The sequence below is a fragment of the Clostridium sp. CF012 genome, assembly GCF_018861755.1.
Lineage (GTDB): Bacteria > Bacillota > Clostridia > Clostridiales > Clostridiaceae > Clostridium_AD.
In genome coordinates this window covers 41,542-63,811 of sequence record NZ_JAHLEF010000007.1, presented here as the reverse complement: position 1 = coordinate 63,811, position 22,270 = coordinate 41,542, and the positions used below count along the sequence as shown (strand labels likewise).

The following is a 22,270-nucleotide window of genomic DNA, read 5'->3' as shown; positions in this document are numbered from 1 at the left end:
TCTGGAACATGAACTAATATATCGTAGTGATAATTAAAACAGCTAAAAGGGGGGAGTGATAAACCCTAAAACTCCTCCGTTTCTAATTTAAATCCTTCTATTACAATATCCTCATCAATTTCAATTAGCAGACATCTTCTACCCTCTTTATTTTTTACCTGCTTAACTGAATTTAGATCCTTAGGTGTTAAAGTAATATTCGCAATTTCGCTAGTAATCCTAATAGATTTTGAATTGAATTCTGGCACAATGTTGGTTATCTTAAAATCATACTTTACACCACAAGTTTCTTCGAATGCAGTGTCTATATCACATACAATCTCTGCATTACAGTTATTAAGGATATTTTTAATATCGGCAATTCCAATAATAGGGTTTTCACCTTCTTCAGCTTGCTCCGCCAACTCGTGAATATTTACATAAATATCTTGCATAAGTTCAGGTTTGATTTTATCACCAATTATAGACTTTAATATATCACTAAAGCAATTTTTCTCGTCTTCAGCAGTAAATTTAAAATCACAGTTAAGAACCTGCTCAATGAAGGCAACGTTTAATTCTTTAGGTTTTGAAGCATAGTACAAAATTTTGTTCATATCTGAGTAACCATTGCTAAGAGTGGGGAACATGAATCCCTCCAAGGGCGAATTAAGATTAATTACTGAATCTAAGGCAGAATTTGCTTTAAATTCCTTATCATTATAATCAAATTTTAAAGTTCTCTTTGGAATATCTATTTTGTTGACACTGGAAAGAATGAAATTAAAAGTTTGCATAGCATCATCAATGCTTTCATCTGCATCTACATTTCTATGGTTAGAACCTAGCCAACATTCAGCTTTAATAAAAGTAACCACCACATCAGTCTCGTATTTATAATTAGCAGTAATCTTTTTAATAAGTTCATTAAGGGAGTTTTGAATTTCATTTTTATCGATCGCTTTTAAAGCACTTCCTAGAATGTTTTGAGTATTATTTTCTTCTTCAATATTCTGAAAATCTAACTCGAAAATTTTTGTATCTATAGCGCCAGTAAGTACTTTCTTAAAATTACCTAAAAACAATTCTTTTTTATCCATATCCATTCTATCAAAAAAATCAAATTCTGAATGAATAACTGGCTCATAATCAATTTGGACATTATCTTTTTTTAGATAAACACTATAAATTTCCTGGATTTTAATCATGCCACCATCTAATTTAAATTCTTTTCTTATGTCTGAAAGTTCCTTTTTATTCATCATAAAACCTCTTTTCCTTGATATTTTCGTTTATATATTAAAATTATAACACAAAATTATGGAACGAAATTATAAAATTTCCTATATTGATTAATAATAACTATTGACAAAGTATTATTAGCGTGCTATATTATAAATATAAGAAGCGCAACTTATCGTATGTTTAGTAAAATCTTTAAACAAAGCTTGATACCCCCAACAAATTGAAAAATAAGAGAGTGGGGTGAGGTCATAAAAATATATAAAAACTATAAGTATACTAAGAATTCAATGATGATTGCCATTGCAATCGGCTAAGAAGCCATTAATGTAATTACTTAGAAATACAGAAGATAGATTTACCGTAATAGTTTAAGTTTAAGTATGTAACAAAGTACTGATTTAATGATTAAGATAAAACAGGTCAATATATAGTTTAAGGAGATAAAATATTGTTAAATATATTAGAAAAAAATAGAAGTTAGAATCTAATTCGCTCAGAATTAAGTATTCTAACTTCTATTTGATTTCGTTAATATTGCAGCACCGCAGGTGATGATTTAATAATTTTCAGTAAACCAACAAATTAATTTTTTAGCTATGCTGATACTGTCAGGGGTCAAAGGCATTTCAGTAGAACTATACCAGTTAGCATGACCAATTTCTTTTCCATCTACTTGTATTTCTCCGCTTGCATATTCTGCTATAAATCCTATCATAAGAGAATTTGGGAAGGGCCAAGGCTGATTTCCAAAATATTTTATGTTTTTTACAGTAATCCCTGTCTCTTCTTGAACCTCGCGAACAACACACTCCTCAAAAGTCTCACCAACCTCTACAAAGCCAGCAACCACACTATATAATTCTTTTGGAGATTGATTATTATGTGCAAGAAGCAATTTTCCATCCCGTACAACAGCCACAATTATAGCCGGAGAAATTCTAGGGTAATTTACGAGCCCACATTTGGGACATTTTTTAGCTCTTTCTCCCTCTACATTTTGAGCTAATGTACCGCATCTTCCACAATATTTATGATCATTATTAAAGTTTACTAATTGAATAGCTCTCCCACCTATCCAAAACATGTCTTCAGATAACTGATGAGTTAATGCCTTAAGTTTACTGAAATACATATTGGGGGGGATAATAGCATCATTAATTAATTCTCCATAAAAGCAATTTTCCCCATTTATAGATCCAAGATATTGAGTATAACTTATTTCTAAATTGTCTAGGTCTTGAATAGCGGGAATTACTGCCTTATTGTTTTCAGATTTAACTAATAAATCATCCTTATAAAATAAAAAATAAATGTCTTTATTTGTTTTAGGCAAAACTATATCTACTGATGGTATAAAATTCGTCATATTGTTTTCATTATGCATTAGTATCTTATCTCCAATCTACAATTATAAATTAAAAAGCCTAATTAATAAGCAATTAGTGTTCGTTTAATTATTTATCAATGCCATATAATTATATCATATACTCTAACGCTTTAATATTCTAAATTTTAAGGACATTTCAGACCTGTGTTTAAAATTTATAGTTTTGACTACTTTCATTTTTATTATTTTGCACTGAAAGCACTTATCTTAGCAGAATTCTTAAAAAATATTGTGAAAAAAAGTCGAATTTTATATTTCGGGGTTCTTTTACAATTATATATATGGTAAAATTATATATATGATAAATTTGTATATAGGTTGAAATTGATAGTAAGTGGAATTGTTTTTTTGTGGATATCAAGGAGGTATTATTATGGATATTAAAGAATTACCTAGTATTCCTTACTGTAGTCTAGGTATTATGGCATTGGAGAGTAGTTCAGAACTGGGAAATAGGATTAATGAGCTTTTAATGGAAAAACGTAAAAATTACGATAATGAACCTACAAATCACCACTTGAGTGATGAAAAATCTTTTCTTATAAATATGACCGATACTCGATTTTCAAATGGTGAAGGCAAGATTATTATAGAAGATAGTGTTAGAGGCAAAGACATATTCATATTAGCCGATGTAGGAAATTATAGTTGTACCTATACAATGTATGGTTTTGAGAACCACAAAAGTCCAGATGATCATTTTCAAGATATAAAGAGGGTTTTGTCCGCTTTAGGTGGAAAGGCAAGAAGAATAACTGTAATAATGCCGTTATTATATGCAAGTAGGCAGCATAGACGAAAACATAGAGAATCACTTGATTGCGCCATTGCACTACAAGAATTAGAAAGATTAGGGGTTAATGATATTATAACTTTTGATGTTCATGATCCAAACGTTCAAAATGCAATACCACTTATATCCTTTGATAATTTATATCCAACTTACGAAATCGTGAAAACGATTTTAGAAGAGGAACCTGAACTATTAGTAGATAAGGCAAAGGTACTTGTGATAAGTCCAGATACAGGTGCAATGGATAGAGCTGTTTATTACTCCAGTGTAATTGGTCTTGACATCGGACTCTTCTACAAAAGGAGAGACCATTCAAAAGTAGTAAATGGTAAAAATCCCATAGTACAACATGAATATATGGGAAGAGAAGTAGAAGGACAGGACGTATTGATAGTTGATGACATGATAGCTTCTGGCGAATCAATATTCGATATAGTATTGGAATTAAAAAAACGTAAAGCAAAAAGGATATTTGTTACGGCAACTTTTGCATTATTTACTGAAGGTGTTGAAAAATTTAACAAATTTTATGAAGAGGGTTTAATTGAAAGAATATATTCAACAAATTTAACGTATATTCCCAAAGAGGTTAAAGAGGCTAAATGGTTCCGCGAAGTTGATATGTCTGGGTTTATTGCCAGCGTAATAAACAATCTGAATTATGATAAATCTATTGCACCACTACTTGATGCGACTAAAGGTATAAAAGACTTGCTAAATAAAACAACAGTTTAAGCAAATGTAACTTACAAAAAAAGTACATATAAAAGACTATTATAATAAAAGAATAACTGAACTTTTATTATAATGGTCTTTGTCTTTGTAAATATTGGAATTGTGACATTAGATCTTAATCTTTTGTAATGAATAGTTAAAATATTAATATAAATAGTGACATATGGCATTTTTTTATATTGTTATTTTTGGTATAATAGTAAATGTATAATTAAATAGAATTATTAGGAGGTTTCAACATGATACCAACAGCACATATTGAAGTAAAAGACGAGGGAATTATTGCAAAAACAGTATTAATGCCGGGAGATCCATTACGTGCCCAATTTATTGCAGAAACATTTTTAGAAAATGTTGAAAAATTTAATAATGTCCGCAATGTATATGGATATACGGGTACATATAAAGGACGTAGAATTTCTGTAATGGCTAGTGGGATGGGTATGCCCAGTATTGGTATCTACTCCTATGAACTATATAATTTTTATGGGGTTGAGAATATCATAAGAATAGGTTCATGTGGTGCTTACACTGCTGATTTAAACTTATATGATGTAATACTTACCACTGATGCTTGGAGTGAATCCACTTATGCAAAAGTTCAAAGTGGATGTAACGACGACACAATTCCTGCATCAATTGAGCTAAATAGTAAGTTAGAAAAAATTGCAGAGGATTTAGGAATTAAAGTTCATAAACATAGAGTTCACTCATCTGATGTATTTTATCGCGAAAATTTTGATGAGTATAAAGATATTTATGAAACTCATGGTTGTACTTCAGTAGAAATGGAATCATTTGCACTATTCCATAATGCAAATGTATTGGGTAAGAAGGCAGCTTGTTTATTAACAGTTTCAGATAATTTAGTAACTCATGAATTAACTACATCTGAAGAAAGACAGGAAGCCTTTACTAATATGATGAAAATAGCTTTAGAGATGGCTGAGTAGATTAATAAGAAGAGTGTAGCTCGAGTGGCGGTAAGGAAAAATTAGAATTAAGGAGTAGCAATTATTGCTACTCCTTATTTTATTTGATATTATTATAGTAAGTGTATTCACAATCTATTTTATTAAGAAAATTATAATTAAAGATATTAAAGGAGGAGATAATTATGCTTGATGAAGTTATAAATAAATCCCTTTTAAATAGTAATTCAAATTATGCTCTTTTTATTAAAAACTTTACTACTGATGAGCATATTTCAATTAATGCGGAGGTGCAGATTCCCTCAGCCTCCATTATAAAGTTATTTATTATGGGTGCTGCGTTCCAAGGTGTACAAGAAAATCTATTCACAGTACATGATCCTATTACTATTAAAGAAGAGGATAAAATGCCCTATAGTATCATTTCACTGTTAGAAACTAATAATACTTATAGCATCCAAGATCTAATAACACTTATGATTATTCAAAGCGATAATACTGCTACAAACTTAATGATATCTCTTCTTAGTATGGAGTATATTAACTCCTTTATTAAAAACTATGGTATGAAGCACACCGTTTTAGCAAGAAAAATGATGGATTTTTCAGCTAAAAAAAGTGGATATGAAAACTACACTACAGCAGATGATATATCTAAATATTTAAATTTACTTTATGAAGGAAAAGTGGTAAACCCTTTTTATAGTCAAAAGATGTTGGATATTATGTCAAATCAGTTAGATGGTTCAATGATGAAAAGAGAGCTGCCCGTGGAAATACATATTGCTCACAAAACAGGAGATCTTCCCTACATGAAACATGATGTAGGCATCGTATATACCCCAAAGGGGGATTATATCTTCAGCATGTTTACCTGGGATGCAATGGACGATATATGTGGTAAAAAGCTTATAGGAACTGTTTCTAAATCAGTATACGATTACTTAAGTGCCACTCACGTGGCAAGTGGCATATTAAAATGCTAAATAATTAAAATTGTATATAATACAAACTTATATATCTAAGCTTATATTGACAAAATGAATGAGGGTATTGACAATAATAAATGGATTATTTGGGCTATTCAACAGAAAAATCGAAAAAAGGTAATTGGAACAATTTGCATTTGGAATATTAATGAAGCAGAAGGCTGTGGTGAATTAGGATATGGAATTATACCTGATGATCAGGGATACTTTAATAAAAGAGTTTATCATATGGTGGTATATAGAGTAGAAAATAAAAATTAAGTATTTGTAATTTCATTTTGGTATTTTTAGAAAAGTACTAAAATGAATGTTAACTAGTCTATCTTGTGCCATTCCAAGTCCACATAAACTTCAAATAGGAAAACTATCATCTGTATATATATACTTGCTGGCACAAAACATCCCTAGCTAAAATAATAATAATAAAAGCTTTGAAACAAGCTTATTGAATGCCTATGAGAATATTAAAGGCTTTTCAATTGATGTAAGTGGAAAAAGCTAAGGTACTTAAGCTTTTTTATAATGAGGTGTCTAGATAATACAAATCTAATAGTAAAAGAAGCTGTTTTTTAATAACTTAAAAATTATTAGGTTGGACAGCTTCTTTTATTATTTCAGCTTATATATGAGTGCATTAATGTCCTTTGGAAAAGTAAATACAAACGATATTATGAAAACAACTGGGTTATCATCTTTGTTAAAAAATAGTTGTAATTTCTAATTTTATATTGTCATTATAATTAAAGCAATTTAGAAATCTTAATGAAAAGAAGGAAAAATGAGTAATTATGTAGAATATATAACGAATAAGACAGTTAATTATAAGGAGTTACAAATGGAGATTTATAGTGCATTAATATATTTTGTAATAGCTCTAATAGTTTTTCTTTTAATATTAGTTTCTGTTCTTTCAAGAAATATTTATCTGCGAACAAAGGCTGAGAAAGAACTTAAAATGAAAAATAAGGAAGTTATTGCTATCTATGAGGAAATGGCCTCATCTGATGAAGAGTTAAAGGGAAAATTATATGAGCTAATAGAAAAACAAGATCAACTTAAGCGAAGTGAGCAAAGATATAGAATTGTAGCTGAGTCGACCATGGACATTATTTGGGAAGGTGACTTGATTAGCAAAAGGCGCTATTTTTCAGAAAAACTGTATGACATTCTTGGTTATAAAACTTGGGAAATGGAACCTTTCAATGCTTGGTTTGATATTGTTCATCCAGAAGATATTGTCAGGGTGAAAAAAAGTATTAAAAAACAAATTAAAGAAAAAATTTCTGTAGAATCTTTTGAATACAGAGTAAAGTCTAAAGATGGAAGCTATAAATGGTTACGATCCAATACTAAGTGTGAGTTTGATGAAAATGGAGCGGCTACTGCAGTATTTGGAGCTTTTACTAATATTACTAAACTAAAAGAACAACAGGAGAAAATAAACAATTTAGCCTACTATGATTCAGTAACAGGGCTTCCCAACAGAGTTAAGTTGAGTGAAGTAGTAACAGAAGAAATTAAAAAATGTGATAGTATTAATAATAAATTTACATTATTCTTCATGGATTTAGATAATTTTAAATTTGTGAATGATTCTTATGGTCATATAGCAGGAGATAAGCTCCTACTGTATGTAGGGAAAAGGTTGAGTGAAATCCAAAATGATAATATGATGGCATTCAGGCTTGGGGGAGATGAATTCATTATTTTAATCAAAGATACACTAGACAAGGAAGAAGTAGAGAGTTATTCTAAAACGCTGCATGAGACCTTAGCTAATCCTATTTTTATTAACGGCAATATCTTTCGTATTACTTATAGTAGTGGTATTGTTTTTTATCCTGACAATGGATCATGTTATGAGGAACTTTTAAAAAATGCTGATATAGCTATGTATAAATCTAAGGAGTCCGGTAAAAACACTCATACTTTTTACAATAAAACAATGGGTGATAATGCAATGGAAAAAGTTAAAATGCAAGAAAATATTCATAAAGCTTTAGAAAACAATGAATTTGTGCTTTACTATCAGCCAATAATTGGTGTTAAGCAAGGAGAAATCCAGGGATTTGAAGCTCTGATTCGATGGATACACCCTGAAAATGGGTTTATTTTTCCCGATAAATTTATAAGTATGGCCGAAGAAAATGGGAGTATTGTACAAATAGGCAAATGGGTGATTATTAATGCAAAATAACCTTGGATGATTTTGGTTGTGGATATTCTTCCCTTTCATATCTAAAGAAGCTACCAATAAATATGATAAAAATAGATAAATCATTTATTTATGATATAAAGTCCGAAGATGATGTGAAAAGCATGGCAGGAACCATAATTCTTTTAGCTAAACAGTTGGGATTAAGTGTTATCGGGGAGGGTGTTGAAACAATGGATCAATTAAATTATTTAAAAAAACATGATTGTGATATGTTTCAGGGTTATCTTGTATGCAAACCCGTTCCCGAGGTAGAAATAATTAAATTATTGAAAGAAACTTTGGTTAGTTAATATATAAACATATATATTTGTATTGTAAAAACAAGATCAGAACAGAGCATATACTTAATACTATGAATAATGAAAGATTATTTATTAAAGATATCTTTAAATATTAAATATAATAGGATATAATATAAGAATAGAGTAGAAGAAATAATATTTAAATTAATAGTAAGGAGTACATTATGAGAAAAATTTATAAGGACCCAAAGGCTTTCGCAGCATGTTTAAAGGATTTGGTAGATTTTTATTTAGACGATGTTATGACCTATGAAAAGCTGAAAGAAAAGATAAATGTATTAATTAATGCAAATGAGGATAGACTTTATAAGGATGGAAACTTATCTTTAAAAATATCTAATATAATAGGTAGTTCTAGAGTAGACATTATTAATAAGATATTCTCTGAAAGACAAGTTAATTCCTAGTTTCAAGCAATGCCTATGAATAAATTGCTTGTATATATATCCATGTAACTATATAATAAATTAAAAGTTAAAATTATTAATTAGTAGGGAGTGGTATAATGGCTAAAAATAAACCGGCGTTTCCATCAAGTAACAATAAGTCTTCTAATGGTCAAGAATCCAAAGGTGACAATAAAACTCCGTTACCAACACCAAAGAAAGCCATAAGAGGTAACTCTAGGGGACAATAAATAAAAGCATATATATGATGTAATTTGAAAAAGGTAGCAAGTAACTAATTTAAAGTTATTTGCTACCTTTAAGATTATAATGATACTTCAGCGCCACAGGTGATATTTTAATCATTTATATAATAATTTGCAATGAATGAAGGGTTTCTTACTTTTACGTAGAATACTTTACTAGAAAACTACAAAACTAGAGAAACTAGAAAAATATAGATTAGAACACAATAATCTTATTTTTTTTAGAGGAGGAAATTTATGAATTTCAAGATAGGGACTAACAAAGGTAAAGCATTGGGCATTTTTCTTGCAGCAGTTTTAGTTATTACAGAATTGCTTTTATTAATGCCCAGTGTTCAAACTTTTGCCCAAAATGGCAAAACAAAGATAATTATTCATTATGCTAAAATCTCAAACAGTGATTTAAAATGGAATATGTGGTTGTGGCCTGATAAGAAGGATGGAAGCAAGTTTGACTTTACTGGAAAGGACGAATTCGGACAGGTTTGCGTAGCTGAATTTGATGGAGCCCTTAATAAAGTAGGATTTATAGTGCGCACGGACGAGTGGAGGAAAGACACTGTGGATGATAGATTTATTCAGCAATTCAATAATGGAATTGCTGAAATTTGGATTAAAGGAGGGGACCCTAAAGTATACTATTCTCTAACTGAAGCAAAAGCCGCAGCTGCCAAATTACCAGAAGTTCCTGTACCTCCAATAAACAAACCAGGTGAATTTGTAGTTGCGAAATTAGATGAAATGAATAGCATAAGCATAGAAACAAACGCAGCATTTCCATTTACTTCAGAAGGAAACAAAGACATTACAGTTAAGTCAGATGGTGAGATATTAACTGTAAAAAAAGTAACAAGTGATGAAGTAACAACTGGCACTACAACAGTTGCCAAAATAGAGCTTAGCGAAAATGTGAACCTAGCTCAAAAAATTACGGTCTCAAAGCTAGGTTTCCCAGAAAAAGAAGTTGTGTTTGGAGATGTAATGAAAAGTGCTAGTTTTGAAAAAATGTTTTACTATGAAGGTAATGACTTAGGCAATACTTATTCTAAAAGTAAAACAAGCTTTAGGGTATGGGCGCCAACAGCAACAGAAGTAAAGCTTGTAACCTATAAAAAGTGGAATGATAAAAGTGGCATTGAATCTAGTATGAAAACAGCTGAAAAGGGAACATGGACTTTTGACTTAAATGGAGAGCAAAAGGGCGTATTTTATACATATAAAGTTAATATTGGAGGAGTTTGGACTGAGGCTGTGGACCCTTATGCTCGTTCTGTGGCTGCGAATGGAGACAAAGGTGCAGTAATAGACTTAAAAGAAACAAATCCTGAAATATGGAAGCCAGGTGAAAGGCCTAGTTTTACAAATTTAAATGATGCTATTATATACGAACTACATGTTAGGGACTTTTCTATAGACAAAAACAGCGGTATGGTGAATAAAGGCAAATTTTTAGCTTTTACTGAAAAAGGAACAAAGGGAACTGATGGTAAGCGGACGGGTGTTGATTATATGAAGGATTTAGGAGTAACACATGTGGAGCTGATGCCAATATTTGATTACGCTAGTGTGGATGAAACCTCAAATAAGGAGCAATATAACTGGGGTTACGATCCTAAAAACTATAATGCACCTGAAGGAAGTTATTCAACAGATCCATACAACCCGGTTTCGAGAGTTAAAGAATTAAAGCAAGCAGTGCAATCTCTTCATGACAATGGATTAAGGGTAAATATGGACGTAGTTTACAATCATATGTATAGCAGTAATGATTCTAATTTTAATAAAATAGTACCTGGGTATTATTTTAGATACGATAAAGATGGAGCCGATGCAAATGAAAGTGGTTCTGGAAATACCATTGCCAGCGAAAATGTAATGGCAAGGAAATTCATTGTGGATTCTGTGATGTATTGGGCAAAAGAATATAATATAGATGGATTTAGGTTCGATCTTATGGGTTTACTTGATATAAAGACAATGAATGAGGTTAGAAAAAAATTAAGTAGTTTAGATCCTTCCATTCTCATTATTGGAGAAGGCTGGGATATGGGTTCTACTCTTTTAGAAGATACAAAAGCAGCACAAAAAAATGCCAGTAAAATGCCTGAAATATCATTTTTTAACGATACTATTAGAGACGGAATAAAAGGTAGTGTATTCGATGCAAAAGCCAAGGGCTTTGTGAATGGTAAAGCTTATGGTGAGGCAGCTATTAAAAAAGGAATAGTTGGAGGAATAGATTACTCAAGTGATATAAACACTTGGGGCAAGATAGCACCTCTTCAATCTGTGACTTATGCCGAAGCTCACGATAATAATACACTATGGGATAAACTTCTTTTAACAAACCCAAAGGATAATAATGAAATAAGATTGAAAATGCACAAAATGGCAGATTCTATGGTTCTTACTTCACAAGGTATTCCATTCTTTCAAGCGGGACAGGAATTTTTGAGAACAAAAGGTGGGAATAACAATTCCTACAAATCTAATGATACTGTTAATAAGATTGATTGGTCATTAAAATCTAAAAATATTGACACTGTTAATTATTTCAAAGGTTTAATAAAGTTAAGAAAGGCACATCCTGCCTTTAGAATGACTTCAGCGGAAATGATTAAGAAGAATTTAAAATTTTTAGCAGTACCGGAAAACGTTGTAGCATATGAAATAGCTCACAATGCTAACATGGATACTTGGTCTGACATCGTAGTAGCTTTCAATGCAAATAGAGAAGATGTAACAATTAAATTATCTAAGAAAAGCACCTGGAATATTGTGGTGAATGGTGAAAAAGCAGGAATTAAAACTATAAAACAGTTTAAGGGTGATTTATTAGTAGTCCCTGCACTAAGTTCTATTGTAATTTATAATGGATCAGAGAATATACTTACAACCTTACCCTTTTGGATTTATACTATACTAATATTGTGTGGAGTTACTTACATAATATTGTTTCTGAGGGGTAAAAAGAAAGCTTAGTATTACAACATATTGTATATTTTTAAAAAGTCCTTATAGTAAATATAAGGACTTTTTAAGTTGTTAATAAGAGTCCGCAATATCATTTTGTTCTTATTTACTTTATTTGGAGACATGTCTATAATAAGAATGTATATCTGATTAGAAAGGGAGATTTTAAGATGGTAAAAATATTGATTTTTATATCAATTTTAATTATTATTGCTGTTATTATGGTTATTATCGTAGGCTGGCATTTTTCTAGTATTATTATAGCTCCTAAAGTTGCAAAGTATAATTATACCTACGATTTTGAAGTAGAAAAAGGTAAAATAGAAGTAGAGGAATTTAATAACTTGGAAAAACAAGAAGTATATCTAGATTCGAATTATGGCTATAAAATTCATGGTTTCTTCTTTCCGAATAAAGATTCAAAGAAAATAATAATATTATGTCATGGAATAACTTGGAGTTTATTTGGTTCTGTTAAATACATGGATATGTTTTTGCAAAGAGGGTTTTCAATCTTTATTTATGATCATAGAAATCATGGCTTAAGTGGTGGGAAAAATACTTCATTTGGTTATTACGAGAAGTTTGATTTAAAAAAATGCACAGATTGGATATTTGATAAATTAGGAAAAGATATAATAGTTGGTTTGCATGGCGAGTCCATGGGCGCTGGCATAGCTCTTCAAAATATTGCAATAGACCCGCGAATTAGATTTTGTATAGATGACTGTGGATACTCTGATGCACAAGATTTGTTTAAACATAGATTAGAAAAAGATTATAATATAAAAAAAATTCCACTCGTGAAATTAGCAAGTATAATAAGTAAAATTAGGGTTGGCTGGGAATTCAAAGATGTTTCACCTATTACTACTCTACCTACTGAAATCCCAATATTGTTTATTCATGGCGAAGAGGATGATTATGTTCCTACTTTTATGTGTAATCAAATGTACTCAGTAAAGAAGGGCTACAAAGAAATATATATTGCGCCCAGTGCCGGTCACGCAGAAGCATATTGGAAGAATAAAGGTGAATATGAAAAAAAAGTTGATGGCTTTTTAAAAGCTATAAACGTAATCTAGATAAAGGTGAACAACAATTGCTGGATCTTTCTGATGTGATTTCGGAAGGAATTGATAAGCAACTCCCTCAAAAGTTTAAATAATCCCTAAGTATTGTGATATACTGATACTACAAGTAAAAACTTAAATAACGTACCACCTTTATTAAGGTGGTTTTTATATTGTAGAAAGGAAGGTGTGCTTTAATGTTTCAGCTAGTACAAAAGGATAACAAGTATTTATACACAACAAATTATTCAAAAGATGAAGAAAGTCTATGCAAAATGGAAATAAAATGTCTTTTTAATAAAACACTCCATGAAAAACACTTATTTTCTGATATTTATGTGGATCCATCCAGAAGTCCTTTTATAAAAAAGTGCATTTCTATAATGTATAGTGGACAAACAATGAAACAAATTATTGATCAAATTGTTATGGACAAATTGACTAGCGTAAATTATAAGGTTGCGTACATCAATGCTACGGACGAAATAACCGGTTTTCATGAAGGGCGGAGCATTGAATTCGAAGTGGGCTTTAATATACTTGGGGAAGCTGAAATGAAAAATCCTGAAATTACTTTTGGAATTACAAAGGTAGATAATATATGGGTATTTGGTGAATGTGAAAGCAATACCTCAGACTGGCAATTTCATAATAAAAAACCTTTTTCCTATTCTAATGCTCTAAAGGTAAATGTTTGTAGGGCCCTTGTTAATATAGCTGTAGGTACTAATCTGGGTTGTAGTGTTGTAGACCCTTGTTGTGGCATTGGGACTGTACTAATTGAAGCTATTTCAATGGGAATTAATATTAAAGGTTATGAAATAAACTCTTACATAGGTAAAAATGCCAAAACAAATCTCCGATATTTTGGATATGAAGAAGATGTAATAACTATTGGTGACATGCATGACATCCAAAACAAATTTAATGTGGCCATCGTTGATCTTCCTTATGGAATATTTACTCAAATTACTACCCAGGAGCAGTTAGCTATTATGGAAAGTACCCGTCGAATAGCGGAAAAAATGGTGATCATTACTTTTGAGGATATGGAAGAGCAAATAACCTCTGTTGGTTTTCAAATAGATGATAGATGTACTGTGTCTAAAGGAACCTTTAAAAGACATATATATATATGCAGCTAATAGAGAAATAAATACCACTGTTATTTACCCTGTAATTAATATATAATCTTAATTATGATATTGACACAATATAGTGAGGTATTAAATATGGCAAAAAAAAATAGTAGAACTAATGATCTTTTATATAATTTTAAGGCAAAGGGTTCCGCGCAGATATACTCTTTATTGATTAAGCTAGTCAATGAGGACAAAGAAGATTTAGCGCAAGTAGTTATAAAAGTTGATTATTTATTAGAATATGCAAGTTCCTGTATAAAGCAAAAGGATTTTGAAGAAGCAAAGGAAAGTTTAGATAAGGCTAAAAGCAGAATAGAGATGTTAAAAAGCCATGAAGTTAATACAGAATACCTAGAACATTTATATACTGGAATAGCTAAAAAGGCAAAATCATAATGGAGTAAGTGTATTTCTTAAATACACTTACTCCATTTTTTTATTAAAGCCTTAGCCTTTTGTCTTTTTTAAAAATTGTGAAATCTAATCAAAAGTATTGTTACTATAATAGTTTATTATCTTATTCTTTTTCCTGAAATCTTATCTACTATAAACACTATTGCAGCTACTACAAGTAACGTATTAATCAGACTGCCACCAATTTTAAATATAAGCCCCAAAACCCAAAATAATACAACTATTCCACCTATCCAACGTAAAAAACCCATACACAACACTACCTTTCACATATAAATTTATTTATTATATATGTTTGAACATTATATCAATAAACTCATATATTTACAATACGGTAGTCTTTGCTCTGATTTTTGAAGTAAATGGTTATTTTAATTATAATCTACTGTTGATGTAATAGGTTATGAGATTTTTCTTCTTCCGAAAATCATATCAACGATAAAAACTATTGCAGCTACTACAAGTAACAAATGTATCATACTGCCACCAATTTTAAATATAAGCCCCAATGCCCAAAAGAATACTACTATTCCACCTATCCAACGTAAAAATCCCATATAAAACACAACCTTTCACATATTTTATCGTAAATCTATTTAAATATTATAATGACCTAAATTTAGTTAAAGTATGCAAAATGCTTTAAACTTAAACTATTTATGAAATTTTTTAATGAATTCCTCTACCTCAGGAATTCCTCCTTGGTAAATCAGATAACCATTGTAAGGCTCTCGCTCAGTAATCTCACTACAAATGGGTGTTAACATAATGTCCTTAACTTTAGCCAAGTCAGAAGTTTGTCCAAGTGCCCAACCTAGCTTTATGTAGGCCACTTCTGGTAGCATATTTTCTGCAGGTATCATTCCCATGGTCATTAGGTCCCTTCCTGTATCGTATACGAACATGTTCACATATCCCCACAGTGTCTGCACTGTCATATAAATGGCAACGCCCTTTAGTACAGCACGCTTAATAGCGGGATATATCAGTTTATTAACATGGCCAAGACCTGTGCCTGCAATAACAATTCCTTTATAACCAAGATTAACCATGGCATCGATTATATCTGGGTTCATATTGGGATAATAGTACAAAAGGGATACACGCTCCTCAAATACGGCATTTATAGTTACGTTTCGGTCACTACGACGGTGATTGTAATCTTGCCTAAGGGGAGTTATTTTTTGCCTATCTACCATTGCCAGTGGAATGTCTCCAATGGTACGGAAAGTTGAACGGTAGGAGGAGTGCATCTTACGAACTCTTGTACCACGGTGGAGCAATCCGTATTCATCAGAGGTTGGTCCAAACATACACACCATCACCTCAGCAATGTCTGAATCCGTAGCGGTTTTAGCGGCATGAATTAGATTTAGGGCTGCGTCTGAAGAAGGCCTATCCGAAGAACGTTGAGAACCAACCATTACAATTGGAATAGGGGAGTTTTGTACCATAAAGGACAGTGCTGCAGCTGTATGACTCATAGTATCAGTGCCATGTCCAATCATAATGCCGTGGATCCCCTTTTTAATTTCTTCTCCAATAGCGTCAGCTAACACTTTATATTCATGTGGTCCCATATTTTCAGAGAAAACTGCGAAAAGCTTCTCAGTGCTTAGGTTACATATATCTGCAAGTTCAGGAACGGCTCCATATAATTCTCCTGGAGAAAATGCTGGAATAACTGCCCCAGTTCTGTAATCAAGTCGTGAGGCAATTGTACCTCCTGTGCCTAGCAACTTAATATTATGTTTGTTCTTCGAAATCGGAAATTCCCTTTCTGGAATTTTATATTGTATCTCCTTAAAGTTATATTCTCTCATATCTTGTATGGTATCAACGGCTATTCCTACGTTATAGCCAGTGGCAAGCTTTATTACAATATGACTATCATCATCATTTTCAGAACGAGGAAGTAAAACTCCTTTAAAATCACCTCTAGTAGTAGTTATTGTAGCTTCGCTCCAGATGCGCATGCTAAAGCTTTTTAAGACCTCTAGTGCCTTTCCCTTGTAACCTTTTAAGGTGTCGCTCATTTAATCTAGCCCTCCTTTGCGAATTGCCATTGCAAGCTCAGAGAGCGGTATATTTCCAATGGCTTTCTCTTGTAAATTTTTCATAATCCAATTAAGTTCTGCTTCCACATTCTTTGAAGTTTTTAGCCTTTTAAATCTTTCATGCATAATTGGGATAAGCGATAGGATACTATCAGGTGTACACTTAGAAAAACATATAGCTTTTAACACATAATTCATTTCCATCTTAGGCTGTTTAAAGACAACAGGAAGCATCTTGTATATAAGCTCACGTTCTATTTCTTGCTCTTTTATGAACTCAAACAGCTTATATATTATTTCAAAATCAAAGGATAAATCTATTTTGAATCTTCCTTGCAGTGATTTAAGTTTATGCCCTAATAGAGTGGCTACAAATTTAGGCTCAATATTAAAATCATTGCAAATTCTTTGTATAAGAGGAACTAGATTATATCTGAGAATATAGAAAAAAGTATCTGCAGGTATATTCCAATTATTTAACTTTTTAATCTGGTCCACAACATCAATAGGCAAATCCATGCCGGCGATATCTATAAGCTCTTGACTAATTGAAATGGGTGCTGAATCTGTGTCAGGATACATGCGATCGGCACCTGGTAGTACTCGTTCAAACATAGTGGTACCACTTGCAAAGGATTTACGGGTTTCATTTGGCACTCCAATAAAGGCTAGTTTGCAGCGTTCTTCAATAGAATCTAAAGCTGTGCTAATATCTTCTTTTGGACCCCAGAAGAGAATCTGCGCATCACTTACTTTTGAATTAAGTAATTTACGTAGATATTCAAAATTAATATTCTGATTTTCATAACCAAAGTCCTCGGAATGAGTCATATTTGGTTTTTCTATACAGGCAATAACCTTCAATCTGTCAGAAATCTCATCAGAAAACATTCGACAAGGTCCAGTAAAAAATGAGAGAATGTTTTTGAAACCTGGTAGGTTAACTGCAACTAGGCTATGTTGTATATTAAAATCATATTTAATGTTGCTAGATACAGGCGTAAGGCTGTCCTCATTAAGGATTACATGACTAATTCTCCAATGAGCAAAGTCTGGCATCCTTTCTATAAGATCATTACGGATTTCTAGAAGACTTTTTTGTCGGAAAGCTTCATTGTGAACTAATTCAGGAATATAGCTTATATGAGCTACACCTTTTATTTCTACCCGGGTTCCACCATGGATACTAACATTAACATCCTCGCGAGCAGCACCAATGCCTGTCCTTACTTTACCAGTACTACGGTTGAGAAAGCGAATATAGTTGGCAGCTTCAGCCGCTTCATCTGGTGTTTTCATATCAGGATAAGTAACTGTTTCTATAAGGGGCATACCCAAACGATCAGTAGTATATGATCTAACATGGCCTATGTCTGAAATCTCACGGCAGGAATCTTCTTCGATACTTAGTTGAATGATTCGAACTATTTTATTTTTCAATGGAATCTGCCCCTCGATACTAACTATGCCTGTACGCTGGAAGCCAGCAGGTATACTTCCATCTAGGTATTGTTTACGTGTGATGTGTAGCTCTCCCACAATATTTGTTTTAAGAAGCAAGGCAACCTCTAAGGCAATTCCTAGAGCCTGCTGATTTATCTTAAAAGGTGGAGTATCATCAATATCATAGGTGCAGGTGGTTAAATTGGCAATACGATAAACAATGTTCTTTTTAGTCTTGAATTCCATGAGTGCTGTGCCATCGTATCCACCCATTTCGCTTAAGGTTGGCCTCATATGTCTTATTATTTCTGCATCATATTGTCCCTCCTTTTGAAAGACACCTGCCTTGCAGTGGCAAAAGAGTTTCTTTTCTGTCTTTAGTTGTTGGTGGACCTCTAGACCACACATAAATCCCAAATCCTCATAGACCTTTGGGAGAGTTTGCTTAAGAGAGGAATAACCAATCCGCCTTTGGGTTTTCATGAAGTTATTTTCCATTTTTATTTAATCCTCCACAATTAATATATTAGAAACTTAATATTATTATATATCTTTTCATAACTTTATATAGTGTGAATATTATGATAATGCAATTATAAGTGAAGCTTTTACTAGATTCATATCTATAAGAAGTATATGTTTAGGAGTATAAAATTATGTGGTTAAGCATTCTCAAAAAAAACAATCAGTTTACTGGTTATTTTGTTGTATAATATAATTAATACATAGGATAGGGTGATGATATGTTTTTTAAAAGTAAAAAATTCAAAGAAAAAAAGGAAAATGAAGCACGACTTATGAGAATTAATAATTTTGAAGTAAGGTACGTAACAACTAGAGATCCAAATAAATATGGTGAATCTATAATAGGAAAGAGCTGTGTAATAGATATTAACAGTGGCGAGTTTAATATAAAGTGTGATAATAAAGTTATTTTTACACATTCCATAGAAAATTTACAATGCTCTGAATTACTGAGTCAAGAAGGAGCGATTTTGAGCTATACTGATGATAAAACTGGAGAAAATGTAGAGATTATGGCTTATTATAAATATCATAGAAAATAAATATACTTAAAAATTAATTGAGGAAATTAATGAAAGGATTATAATAATTGAAAAACATAGAAGTCCTATATAAAGCGGGGAGCTACTATGGGTTTTTCAAGAAAATTATAAAGAAATACTGAAAGTGGTAGTAATAAAAGTGTTTTAATTATAGGCATATAAGGATATAATATTGTTAACTAGTAAATTGTTGAAAGATTAGATTAAGGTGTTTTGACCTAGTTTATTTAGTACCTTAAAGCTAGTTAAAAATTTTCAATGTAGAAAGGTGAAGTTAAAATGAGTAAGATTGCGCTTATTACGGACAGTACTTCAGATGTTGATAAAGAAATGATTGAAAAATACGATTTGAAAGTACTTCCTCTGAGAATTATATATAAAGACAGAGAGTATATTGACAGAGTAACTATTACCCCAAAAGAGGTTTATGATAATTTTGTATATGAAATACCCTCAACCTCATTACCTTCAATGCAGGATATGGAAGACATGTATTTAAAGCTTGAAGCAGAAGGTTATACACATGCCATTGCAATAATAATATCTGCAAATTTATCAGGAACATATAATACATTGAGATTGGTAAGTGAAAATCACCCATCTATAGAAACCTGTGTTTTTGATTCTAAATCACTAACCATTGGTGAAGCAGCCATTGTTGAAGAATGTGGGGAAATGCTAAAGTCAGGGAAAAGTTTTGAGCAAATTGTAGGAGCTCTTCCTGAAATACAAAGCAGAGTCACTGTTTACTACGCAGTGGATACACTTAAATATCTAATCAAGGGCGGTAGAATAGGAAAAGTTTCTGGTACTATAGGTGAAATATTAAATATAAAACCTATAATTTCAATTAATAGTGATGGTGTCTACTATACTTATGCAAAGGCAAAGGGGAAAAAGAAAGCCATAAGCAAGCTTGTAGATATAGCAAGAGAAGCTCTTGAAACTACTCCTTGTAAAATTTGGGTCATGCATGGTGGAGCTTATGAAGAAGTAAAGCCCTTTTCTGAAATGATTGCTGCTCTTCCAAACATAACAAGATTATCCTTTGGAGAAATAAGTCCAGTAGCAGGAGTTCATACAGGACCTGGATTACTAGGAATTATTATAGTAAAACAAGCTCCTATTAAAAATTAAATAATATCTGTTTTATAATAAGAATTTGTTTCAAAAACAGAAAGTGCTAAGGAGTGTCCATAATGAATATTCAAGATATAATGTCGGGAGATTTTTCTGCATACCCTGAAGAAACACAAATATTTATGAAGGAATATACAGAGAAACTACGAGAGTGTATAAAAGAAGAATTAATACAGGATATATCCTACAAAATGCTTAAGGATATAGATAAAAGCAAAGATTATTTTATGAATGTTTTAACTGACATATTAGATAATGGATATAAAGGCCTAGGTAAAATGTCTACTCAGGCACTTATAGACACATATTTAGAACGAAAAAACGAAGAAGATTTTTTTGTGTTATTAGGAAAAGTTAATGAACAAGTTTAATATACTCATTTTTTCAAAGTTTCTATTAAAAAAACCATTAAATCAGAAGATTTAATGGTTTTTTTAATCAATTTATTTTTATTTTTAAAGACAATACCAAATTGATAGCGGCAATGAATGCAGCAACAATGAAAACATATTGATATCCCATAGTTGTCCATAATATACCACCTACAAAAGGTATTGACATAGCAATTACATGATCAAAACTCGTGCCGGCAGATAGAGTAGGGATAACGTCTTCTGGGCATATAGCAATCTTTTTTACATAAGTAGATCTTGCCATTTCTACTACGCTTAGTGAATTATCAATAACGTAACACCCAGCAATAATAACCACTGCAATATTTGTTGGAACTAAATCAGCTGCAAAAGAATAACCCAGACAAATTACTATAAGAACTATAGCTTCTAGTGAAAGCACAAATCTTTCACCTTTTTTGTCTATAGCATTGCCAACAATGGTTCTTGTAAAAATGCTTAATATAGCAATTATCAATCCTAGTTTAGCGAAAGTAGGAGGATCAACCTGGTACTCTTGGATAAGCACCCAAGGGGCAAAGGTTAAAAAAATCTGCTTTCTTGCCCCATTAACTACACTAAGACAATAATATAGAGTATATTTTTTCTTGAAAACAAGGGTTACCTTTTTTTTCTTAGGTTTTTTAGATTTCATTAGACCAAGAAAAAATGCTGCGAAAATGTAAAAAACTGATGCTAGCACAAAGGCTATTTGATATGTGAGTCTAAAATATTCAAATCCAAACCATACAATTGCATAACCAACAATAGTAGCAATTAGGTTATATGCACTATATCTTCCGAGTCTTGCACCATAATTTCCATTTTCAGAAAGATTCATGCCTATACCAGCAGATAGTGGCATAAAAATATGTGTGCCTAGGCTAAGTAACATCATCCACAAAAGCATAGTGGCAAAAGAGGGAGAAAATAAACCAAGGCCAAGCATTCCTAGTGCAGCAAATATCATTCCAACTATTGCTATTCTTATGTCCCCAAGGAATGCGAGTATTCCGAGTACTACTACTATTAGAACACCTGGAAGTTCACGAGGAAATTCTACAATACCTCTAGCAGTCGCAGTTAATTTATATGTATCGCTTAAAAAGTTATTAAATACGGTTGAGTTTATTCCACTTGCGATTCCAGTAAATAGTCCTACTATTAAAAATAATTTAAAATCCCTATCGTTATTAAACTTATTCAGTAAGCTTGAAATTTTTTTTTTAATCTTTTGTTTTTTAACTACCCCATCATCATTGTGTTTTTTTTCACTGTCCATAAACCTTATATCCCCCTTTATACTAACTCAATTCATTATATTATAATAAATTACA

Annotated in this window: 21 protein-coding genes; 14 read left to right on the top strand and 7 right to left on the bottom strand. The window is 31.7% G+C overall.

The window, feature by feature from the left end; all coding sequences use genetic code 11:
* Positions 1–65 precede the first annotated feature (65 nt).
* Both KPL50_RS08770 and nudC read right to left on the bottom strand, forming a co-directional pair.
* Entirely contained in the window at positions 66–1,244 is a 1,179-nt protein-coding gene (locus KPL50_RS08770; protein WP_309245150.1) for a DUF4317 family protein, read from the bottom strand.
* Positions 1,245–1,780: 536 nt separating this feature from the next.
* Complete coding sequence (nudC, locus tag KPL50_RS08765; RefSeq protein ID WP_253200527.1) at positions 1,781–2,608, bottom strand: NAD(+) diphosphatase; 828 nt, start codon at positions 2,606–2,608, stop codon at positions 1,781–1,783.
* Between the two features lie 376 nt (positions 2,609–2,984).
* On the opposite strand from nudC, the gene KPL50_RS08760 reads away from it, so the two are divergent.
* The 11 genes from KPL50_RS08760 (at position 2,985) to KPL50_RS08710 (ending at position 14,816) form a co-directional block, all read left to right on the top strand.
* On the top strand, positions 2,985–4,139 hold the full coding sequence (locus tag KPL50_RS08760) for a ribose-phosphate pyrophosphokinase (protein ID WP_216298083.1): 1,155 nt from the start codon (positions 2,985–2,987) through the stop codon (positions 4,137–4,139).
* Between the two features lie 239 nt (positions 4,140–4,378).
* Entirely contained in the window at positions 4,379–5,092 is a 714-nt protein-coding gene (gene deoD, locus KPL50_RS08755) for a purine-nucleoside phosphorylase (protein WP_216298082.1), read from the top strand.
* A gap of 164 nt (positions 5,093–5,256) precedes the next feature.
* Positions 5,257–6,057: a serine hydrolase gene (locus KPL50_RS08750; protein WP_216298081.1), complete on the top strand. Its 801-nt coding sequence runs from the start codon at positions 5,257–5,259 to the stop codon at positions 6,055–6,057.
* Positions 6,058–6,111: 54 nt separating this feature from the next.
* Positions 6,112–6,321, top strand: coding sequence for a GNAT family N-acetyltransferase (locus KPL50_RS08745; RefSeq protein WP_216298080.1), 210 nt, complete (start codon positions 6,112–6,114; stop codon positions 6,319–6,321).
* A gap of 574 nt (positions 6,322–6,895) precedes the next feature.
* Positions 6,896–8,257, top strand: coding sequence for a diguanylate cyclase domain-containing protein (locus KPL50_RS08740; RefSeq protein WP_216298079.1), 1,362 nt, complete (start codon positions 6,896–6,898; stop codon positions 8,255–8,257).
* 2 nt (positions 8,258–8,259) lie between these two features.
* Positions 8,260–8,568, top strand: coding sequence for an EAL domain-containing protein (locus KPL50_RS08735; RefSeq protein WP_216298078.1), 309 nt, complete (start codon positions 8,260–8,262; stop codon positions 8,566–8,568).
* A 176-nt stretch (positions 8,569–8,744) separates the two neighbouring features.
* Positions 8,745–8,987: a TIGR04540 family protein gene (locus KPL50_RS08730; protein WP_216298077.1), complete on the top strand. Its 243-nt coding sequence runs from the start codon at positions 8,745–8,747 to the stop codon at positions 8,985–8,987.
* Between the two features lie 482 nt (positions 8,988–9,469).
* Positions 9,470–12,214: a type I pullulanase gene (gene pulA, locus KPL50_RS08725; RefSeq protein ID WP_216298076.1), complete on the top strand. Its 2,745-nt coding sequence runs from the start codon at positions 9,470–9,472 to the stop codon at positions 12,212–12,214.
* A gap of 161 nt (positions 12,215–12,375) precedes the next feature.
* Positions 12,376–13,290: an alpha/beta hydrolase gene (locus KPL50_RS08720; protein ID WP_216298075.1), complete on the top strand. Its 915-nt coding sequence runs from the start codon at positions 12,376–12,378 to the stop codon at positions 13,288–13,290.
* A 185-nt stretch (positions 13,291–13,475) separates the two neighbouring features.
* Positions 13,476–14,423 (top strand): TRM11 family methyltransferase, encoded by a 948-nt coding sequence (locus tag KPL50_RS08715; RefSeq protein ID WP_216298074.1) that lies wholly within the window; start codon positions 13,476–13,478, stop codon positions 14,421–14,423.
* 87 nt (positions 14,424–14,510) lie between these two features.
* The gene (locus tag KPL50_RS08710; protein ID WP_216298073.1) at positions 14,511–14,816 is read left to right on the top strand and encodes a hypothetical protein; all 306 of its coding nucleotides are present in this window, start codon (positions 14,511–14,513) and stop codon (positions 14,814–14,816) included.
* 116 nt (positions 14,817–14,932) lie between these two features.
* Here KPL50_RS08710 and KPL50_RS08705 read toward each other — a convergent pair whose 3' ends face one another.
* The 4 genes from KPL50_RS08705 to gatE all read right to left on the bottom strand — a co-directional run bounded on the left by KPL50_RS08705 (position 14,933) and on the right by gatE (position 18,832).
* Positions 14,933–15,085: a lmo0937 family membrane protein gene (locus KPL50_RS08705; protein ID WP_216298072.1), complete on the bottom strand. Its 153-nt coding sequence runs from the start codon at positions 15,083–15,085 to the stop codon at positions 14,933–14,935.
* 150 nt (positions 15,086–15,235) lie between these two features.
* On the bottom strand, positions 15,236–15,391 hold the full coding sequence (locus KPL50_RS08700) for a lmo0937 family membrane protein (RefSeq protein ID WP_216298071.1): 156 nt from the start codon (positions 15,389–15,391) through the stop codon (positions 15,236–15,238).
* Between the two features lie 96 nt (positions 15,392–15,487).
* Entirely contained in the window at positions 15,488–16,870 is a 1,383-nt protein-coding gene (gene gatD / locus KPL50_RS08695; protein ID WP_216298070.1) for a Glu-tRNA(Gln) amidotransferase subunit GatD, read from the bottom strand.
* Complete coding sequence (gene gatE / locus KPL50_RS08690; RefSeq protein ID WP_216298069.1) at positions 16,871–18,832, bottom strand: Glu-tRNA(Gln) amidotransferase subunit GatE; 1,962 nt, start codon at positions 18,830–18,832, stop codon at positions 16,871–16,873.
* Positions 18,833–19,077: 245 nt separating this feature from the next.
* Between gatE and KPL50_RS08685 the strand changes: the two genes are divergently transcribed.
* The 3 genes from KPL50_RS08685 (at position 19,078) to KPL50_RS08675 (ending at position 20,912) form a co-directional block, all read left to right on the top strand.
* Complete coding sequence (locus KPL50_RS08685; RefSeq protein WP_216298068.1) at positions 19,078–19,401, top strand: hypothetical protein; 324 nt, start codon at positions 19,078–19,080, stop codon at positions 19,399–19,401.
* Positions 19,402–19,680: 279 nt separating this feature from the next.
* Complete coding sequence (locus KPL50_RS08680) at positions 19,681–20,538, top strand: DegV family protein (protein ID WP_216298067.1); 858 nt, start codon at positions 19,681–19,683, stop codon at positions 20,536–20,538.
* A gap of 62 nt (positions 20,539–20,600) precedes the next feature.
* On the top strand, positions 20,601–20,912 hold the full coding sequence (locus KPL50_RS08675; RefSeq protein ID WP_253200526.1) for a hypothetical protein: 312 nt from the start codon (positions 20,601–20,603) through the stop codon (positions 20,910–20,912).
* 67 nt (positions 20,913–20,979) lie between these two features.
* On the opposite strand, the gene KPL50_RS08670 is transcribed toward KPL50_RS08675, so the two are convergent.
* Positions 20,980–22,215, bottom strand: a complete 1,236-nt coding sequence (locus KPL50_RS08670) for an MFS transporter (RefSeq protein ID WP_216298066.1) — start codon at positions 22,213–22,215, stop codon at positions 20,980–20,982.
* Positions 22,216–22,270: the final 55 nt, after the last annotated feature.

Bases quoted from the DNA above. Each gene is read 5' to 3' on its own strand.
- KPL50_RS08705 (WP_216298072.1), bottom strand. From the start codon at position 15,085: ATGGGTTTTTTACGTTGGATAGGTGGAATAGTTGTATTATTTTGGGTT.
- gatE (WP_216298069.1), bottom strand. From the start codon at position 18,832: ATGGAAAATAACTTCATGAAAACCCAAAGGCGGATTGGTTATTCCTCT.
- KPL50_RS08715 (WP_216298074.1), top strand. From the start codon at position 13,476: ATGTTTCAGCTAGTACAAAAGGATAACAAGTATTTATACACAACAAAT.
- KPL50_RS08710 (WP_216298073.1), top strand. From the start codon at position 14,511: ATGGCAAAAAAAAATAGTAGAACTAATGATCTTTTATATAATTTTAAG.
- KPL50_RS08760 (WP_216298083.1), top strand. From the start codon at position 2,985: ATGGATATTAAAGAATTACCTAGTATTCCTTACTGTAGTCTAGGTATT.
- KPL50_RS08670 (WP_216298066.1), bottom strand. From the start codon at position 22,215: ATGGACAGTGAAAAAAAACACAATGATGATGGGGTAGTTAAAAAACAA.
- KPL50_RS08675 (WP_253200526.1), top strand. From the start codon at position 20,601: ATGAATATTCAAGATATAATGTCGGGAGATTTTTCTGCATACCCTGAA.
- KPL50_RS08750 (WP_216298081.1), top strand. From the start codon at position 5,257: ATGCTTGATGAAGTTATAAATAAATCCCTTTTAAATAGTAATTCAAAT.
- KPL50_RS08730 (WP_216298077.1), top strand. From the start codon at position 8,745: ATGAGAAAAATTTATAAGGACCCAAAGGCTTTCGCAGCATGTTTAAAG.
- nudC (WP_253200527.1), bottom strand. From the start codon at position 2,608: ATGCATAATGAAAACAATATGACGAATTTTATACCATCAGTAGATATA.
- pulA (WP_216298076.1), top strand. From the start codon at position 9,470: ATGAATTTCAAGATAGGGACTAACAAAGGTAAAGCATTGGGCATTTTT.
- KPL50_RS08685 (WP_216298068.1), top strand. From the start codon at position 19,078: ATGTTTTTTAAAAGTAAAAAATTCAAAGAAAAAAAGGAAAATGAAGCA.
- KPL50_RS08720 (WP_216298075.1), top strand. From the start codon at position 12,376: ATGGTAAAAATATTGATTTTTATATCAATTTTAATTATTATTGCTGTT.
- deoD (WP_216298082.1), top strand. From the start codon at position 4,379: ATGATACCAACAGCACATATTGAAGTAAAAGACGAGGGAATTATTGCA.
- KPL50_RS08680 (WP_216298067.1), top strand. From the start codon at position 19,681: ATGAGTAAGATTGCGCTTATTACGGACAGTACTTCAGATGTTGATAAA.
- gatD (WP_216298070.1), bottom strand. From the start codon at position 16,870: ATGAGCGACACCTTAAAAGGTTACAAGGGAAAGGCACTAGAGGTCTTA.
- KPL50_RS08740 (WP_216298079.1), top strand. From the start codon at position 6,896: ATGGAGATTTATAGTGCATTAATATATTTTGTAATAGCTCTAATAGTT.
- KPL50_RS08770 (WP_309245150.1), bottom strand. From the start codon at position 1,244: ATGATGAATAAAAAGGAACTTTCAGACATAAGAAAAGAATTTAAATTA.
- KPL50_RS08700 (WP_216298071.1), bottom strand. From the start codon at position 15,391: ATGGGATTTTTACGTTGGATAGGTGGAATAGTAGTATTCTTTTGGGCA.
- KPL50_RS08745 (WP_216298080.1), top strand. From the start codon at position 6,112: ATGAATGAGGGTATTGACAATAATAAATGGATTATTTGGGCTATTCAA.